General features: G+C 68.0%; 6 protein-coding genes and 1 pseudogene. 4 read left to right on the top strand and 3 right to left on the bottom strand.

Annotated features, from left to right (window positions below; genetic code table 11):
• Positions 1–33: 33 nt before the first annotated feature.
• Positions 34–216: pseudogene (locus IEY61_RS32335) on the top strand (hypothetical protein); the annotation flags it as partial.
• Positions 158–664: an IS701 family transposase gene (locus IEY61_RS31715; protein ID WP_229706640.1), complete on the top strand. Its 507-nt coding sequence runs from the start codon at positions 158–160 to the stop codon at positions 662–664. The pseudogene IEY61_RS32335 and the gene IEY61_RS31715, both read left to right, overlap by 59 nt.
• Positions 665–788: 124 nt before the next feature.
• Here the strand turns inward: IEY61_RS31715 and IEY61_RS30665 are convergent, their stop codons facing one another.
• From IEY61_RS30665 to IEY61_RS30655, 3 genes are all read right to left on the bottom strand, one after another.
• Entirely contained in the window at positions 789–1,091 is a 303-nt protein-coding gene (locus IEY61_RS30665) for a site-specific integrase (protein ID WP_229706639.1), read from the bottom strand.
• A 133-nt stretch (positions 1,092–1,224) separates the two neighbouring features.
• Positions 1,225–1,380 (bottom strand): hypothetical protein, encoded by a 156-nt coding sequence (locus IEY61_RS31710; protein WP_229706633.1) that lies wholly within the window; start codon positions 1,378–1,380, stop codon positions 1,225–1,227.
• An 828-nt stretch (positions 1,381–2,208) separates the two neighbouring features.
• Entirely contained in the window at positions 2,209–2,964 is a 756-nt protein-coding gene (locus IEY61_RS30655; RefSeq protein ID WP_189050799.1) for a class I SAM-dependent methyltransferase, read from the bottom strand.
• Positions 2,965–3,081: 117 nt separating this feature from the next.
• Here IEY61_RS30655 and IEY61_RS30650 point away from each other — a divergent pair, with 117 nt between their 5' ends.
• Together IEY61_RS30650 and IEY61_RS32265 are read left to right on the top strand one after the other, a co-directional pair.
• Positions 3,082–4,014 carry an AraC family transcriptional regulator gene (locus IEY61_RS30650; protein ID WP_189050796.1) on the top strand — a complete coding sequence of 311 codons (933 nt, stop codon included), beginning with the start codon at positions 3,082–3,084 and terminating at the stop codon, positions 4,012–4,014.
• Positions 3,956–4,180: a winged helix-turn-helix transcriptional regulator gene (locus tag IEY61_RS32265; protein WP_373293252.1), complete on the top strand. Its 225-nt coding sequence runs from the start codon at positions 3,956–3,958 to the stop codon at positions 4,178–4,180. The genes IEY61_RS30650 and IEY61_RS32265 overlap by 59 nt, the downstream gene beginning before the upstream one ends.
• Positions 4,181–4,699: the final 519 nt, after the last annotated feature.

Genomic DNA, 4,699 nt, shown 5'->3' with positions numbered 1-4,699 from the left:
GCCTGCGGAACAAAGCCCACGCTGGGCCTGCGGATGATTCAACGTGCCATCGCCGCCGGCCTGCCAGCGAAGTGGGTCACCGCGGACGAGGCATACGGGCAGGACTCGAAATTCCGGACGTGGTTGCCAGCAGCAGCGCATCGGCTACGTCCTGGCCGTGCCCCGCAACCAGCGGGTCCCGACCACAGCCGGCAACTCCCGCCCGGACGTCCTCGCCGCCGCCGCGCCGGCCCTGGCATGGAAGCGCCGCAGCTGCGGCGACGGCGCCAAAGGACCACGACTCTACGACTGGGCCGTGGCCTCCCTACCCAGCACCGACGGATACGACCACTGGCTGTTGATCCGCCGCAGCATCACCGACCCCACGGACCTGGCCTACTACCTGTGCTTCGGTCCGGCCGAGACCCTCGACGAGGATCTAATTCGCATCGCTGGGACCCGGTGGGCGGTCGAGGAGTGCTTCCAGACCGCCAAAACCGAGGTCGGCCTGGACCACTACCAGGTACGTCGGTACGACGCCTGGTACCGCCACATAACCCTCGTTCTGTGCGCCCACGCCTACCTCGCCGTCACCGCCGCACAAGCGAAAAAGGGGGCACCGAATCCGATGACGGCCTCATACCGCTCACCCTCGGTGAGGTCCGCCGTCTCCTGGCACACCTGATCACCACCACCCAACCCTTCGACCACACACATCGATGGTCACAATGGCGACGCCGACACCAATACCGCGCCAGAACAGCCCACTACCAGCGAAGACTCCAACTCCACCAAGTACGGCTGGAGTACTAGCTCGGCAACCGCCGCGGCTTCGCCACCTTCAAAGCCGGGTTATCCGCCGCAGCGATGTACCCGTCGGCCACCGCCCGCTTGTACAGACACCGCAACGCGGCGATCAGATGCTCCGCCGCGCTGCGCCCACCTCGAGCGTTGCGCCGGGCAACCACGTGCGTCTTGGCGTACTCGGCGAGCTGCTCGATCTCCGAAGGGCTCGGCTCATCCAGCCGGCGCTGCCCCCAGTGCTCCAGGACCCGCTTCCAGTACGAGCCGTACGCCCGCCGCGTACCGTCACTGACCGCCGCCGACACCACCGGCACATAGTCGGCGAACGTCGGTGCGGGCGGACGATCCGACGTCGCTCGACAAGATCAGCCGGAGAGATACCCATCCGCGCCAGCAGCAGCCGCGCGGCATCCAGCTCGGCCCGGCCCGCAGTGGTGTCACTCATGCCTGACCACCACCCAGCACATCGGCGTGCACCGCCACCACCATCGCATCCAGAGCCGCCGGCGGATGCACCACCAGCAGGCCGTCAGCAGGGCTCGCGGCCAGCAACACCCGGTCCCCGGCGGTCAACCCGCACCACTGCCGCACCGCCACCGGCAGATGCAGGCGCCCTTGACCGGTGACGGTGAAGACCCCTGCCCATCCACCCGGACCACGATCACCCCGGAGCACTCCCGGACGTGCAGACGGGTGCCCGGTGCCCAGCCAAGGGCACGGATGATCGTGCGATCGGCGATGCGACCACTGACATCGATGGCGGCCACGCCGTACACCATCGAGCCGGCAGGCGGCGCCGGCAGGACCGGCAGCGGCAACGGCGGACGGCGACGCGCTCCCCCGGCCGGCTGACGGTGGCCCTTCTCCTGGTCCGCCAACATCACCGGCGGGATGACCGGAGCCACAGAACGATCAACCACAACGACCGCCCCCGATCGAAACAGGGCCGGTCAAGGGCGTCGCTGCGCTGAGATTGACGTGGTCAAGCGCGCTTGACCACCAGTACGCGAAACACAGCATGGATGCTGCAAACTGGTGTCCGAGGCCCGACGCCGACCACACAGCCATGATTGTCATCAATGATGATCTGAAACTGGTGGCCCGCTAATGACGGCAACCAACTGTTTATGTCGTTGGGCTTCGGTTCGCGTGTCCTGATCGACACAGGCCGACACTCAGCGCGGATTGCGCCTTGTCGGGGCTATCCCGCTCGCCTGAGAACTACCCTACCTTGATGGGTCCCGAGCTTCCGCCGGGACCCATCTCGACACGAGAGCGGCCTCGGCCGCACGCGCCTCATCGAACCGACCCCGCGCACGCTCATTCCGATGAGCGGATGTTGGTGGCGGTACCGGCCTGTGGCGTTGAGGGCTCTGCCATCGCGTGGCGTGGCGTGGTTGGGCCGGTCGGCACCCCCATTCGGGCTCAGCTCATGGGGCGGGTCGCCTGCACGTAGGTGACCCGGCCGAATCTGTGGTCGGCGTGCGCGATCTCCCGGGCGTCGCCGAACCCGGCGTCGGCCAGGAGCGTGACGATGCCATTGCTGTGGTTGCGGGCCAGGACCGGGTTGTGCGCCACCCGGGAACGCATGAGGCGGGTCAGGTGCCGGAGGATGTGGACAGGGTTGTGGCCATGGTGGTGTGTGGGGTGCTCGGGGTCCTCAAGGTGGGAGGCTGGGCCGCCGAAATCGACGATCGTGACCTTTCCTTGCGGCCGAAGAGCACGCAGCGCGTCGCGCGCGAACGCGGTCCGACCGTCGTCATCGATGTGATGCAGGGCCAACGACGAGACCACATGGTCGAGCGAGGCGTCGTCAGCGGGGATCCGGTCGGCATATCCCTGGACGAGGGTAAGAGCGACGCTGCGCCGTTGCGCCTTGCGCGCTGCCCTGCGCAGGGCGTCTGCGTCGGGGTCGAGGCCGGTCACCCGCACGCTCGGCTGGGCCGCGAGCACGGCGATCGAGAGGTTGCCCGTGCCGCAGCCGACATCGACCACCGTCTGGCCGGGCTCGATTCCGGCGAGCTCGACCGCGCGTTCGTGCAGCGCGCGGACGCCGGCCACCCGGGTGAAAGCGTCGTAGAACGGAAGAAGCCAGGTCTTTCCCGCGCCCGGCAGGAACCGGCGGTCCCGATCCTCCGGACCTCGCTGGTCGAGGATGCGTACGCGGTTCGAAGCTGTCATGGGTGCCTCCTGTGTACGCGGTGTCGGTCTGCCTCGGCGGTCCGTGACAGATCCGGTGTCATCACCTTCAAGTCTTGGATATTCTGCGGTTACTGAGCAGGACTTAACGTGGAACCCATGGGACATTCTTCGGTCAGTGACTCGCCAGGAGGCCGGTCGTGGCTGCACACGGTGCGACGCGACGGGACACCGGTCTACCGCTACCGGCAGCGTCCCGGCCTGCCTCCTGTCTCGGTGACCCGCTTCGACACCGAAGCCGCCCACTCCCGCCTCCCGCCGGACCACCGGCACGCCCACGATTTCTTCGTCCTGGTCTATGTCGAGGAGGGCATGGGCTCGTTCGCCGTCGACGGCGTCGAACGACCGCTGCGCGCCGGCGAGGTCCACGCTGTATCGCCCGGGCAGATCATCGGCGTCGCGGCGACCGAGCTCACCCGCGGCCGCGCGTGGTCGGTAGCGTTCACACCGGACGCCGTTCCCGCCCTGAGATCGGTCTCCCCACTGGTCTGGATGCACCATCCCCTCCTCGCCCTGTTCGCCATCAACGCGGGGCGCGGCCGGATCGCAGAGCCCGACCAGGCGAACTGGTCGGCGTGGCTGGCGGACCTGGCCGAGGAACTAGCCGACCCAGGCCGTCTCGGCGCCCCCGAGGCCGTCGCCGCGCTGCTCACCCGGCTTTTGGTCGCGGCCGCGCGACTGGCAGCCAGCGCTCCGGCCACGCCGGACCCACTCGTCGAGCGGGTCTTCGCCGAGATCGAGGCGACCTTCCGCGAACCGGTCTCCGCTGCCGATGTCGCCCGCACGCTCGGCTACACCCCGGGGCACCTCACGACCCTGCTCCGCCGGCGCACCGGCCGCCCCCTGCTTGAATGGATCATCGAACGGCGCATGGCCGAGGTCCGGCGAATGCTGCGCGAGACCGACCTGCCGCTCGACGCTGTGGCCGCCCGAACCGGCCTACGCGACGCCACCTATCTCGTCCGCCGTTTCCGTGACCGCTACGGCATCACCCCGCAGCGATGGCGCCGCACCCAGCGAGCACGGCCATGACGTCCCGGGCATCTCCGATCCACAACTGACTCTGCGGCTCAAACAGCTTCAGGAGCGCGGGCTCATCGCGCGCACCGTCGTTCCCAGCACCCCGGTCCAGATCACGTACGCCCTCACCGCCGACGGCAGAGAGCTGATCGCCGCCCTCCAACCTCTGGCGGACTGAAGCGAACGGAATCTCCCGCACAGCGACGCGTAACGGACCCATTGGGCCAGAACGGACCGAAAGCCGGCCGAACGACAGACGTGAGGGTCAGGGATCGTCGGTTTGCTCGACCGGTCTCGGCGGTTTGTTGGGCGCCATGTGGGCGGGCTACTGCGGTAGAGCTTCTGGGTGCGGGGACCTGGGTTGTGGCGCTGTCGAGCTGATAGCGCAGACGGATCGCGGTCAGGGATCGCTCGCCGTCACGTCACGACGGTGCGCGCGCTTCGTGATAGCACGAACGGTTCAGCTCGACAGGGGCGCAGACCCACAGCCGTATGCCGCTCCCGATCGAGCACTGATCTGCCGATGATCGGATACTGCCATCTCTGCCTGTATCGACGGGACCGGGTGGCTAAGTGCGTCCGCCAGTAGGTCATCGGATGCGAGGGCTGCGGGGTCGGGTTTCCCATCGGTAGTGTTTCCAGGCTCGGACGATGAGGCTGCGGATCGTGATGAGGATGCAGGCCGCGTCGAGGTAGA

This window comes from Micromonospora sonchi (assembly GCF_014646235.1).
Classification (GTDB): Bacteria; Actinomycetota; Actinomycetes; order Mycobacteriales; family Micromonosporaceae; genus Micromonospora; species Micromonospora sonchi.
Note: the sequence above shows the minus strand (reverse complement) of the source record. Positions and strands in the feature narration are given on the sequence as shown.

What these genes read in the sequence shown, in the direction of transcription:
- IEY61_RS30650 (WP_189050796.1), top strand. Translation starts at nt 3,082, where the DNA reads ATGGGACATTCTTCGGTCAGTGACTCGCCAGGAGGCCGGTCGTGGCTG.
- IEY61_RS30655 (WP_189050799.1), bottom strand. Translation starts at nt 2,964, where the DNA reads ATGACAGCTTCGAACCGCGTACGCATCCTCGACCAGCGAGGTCCGGAG.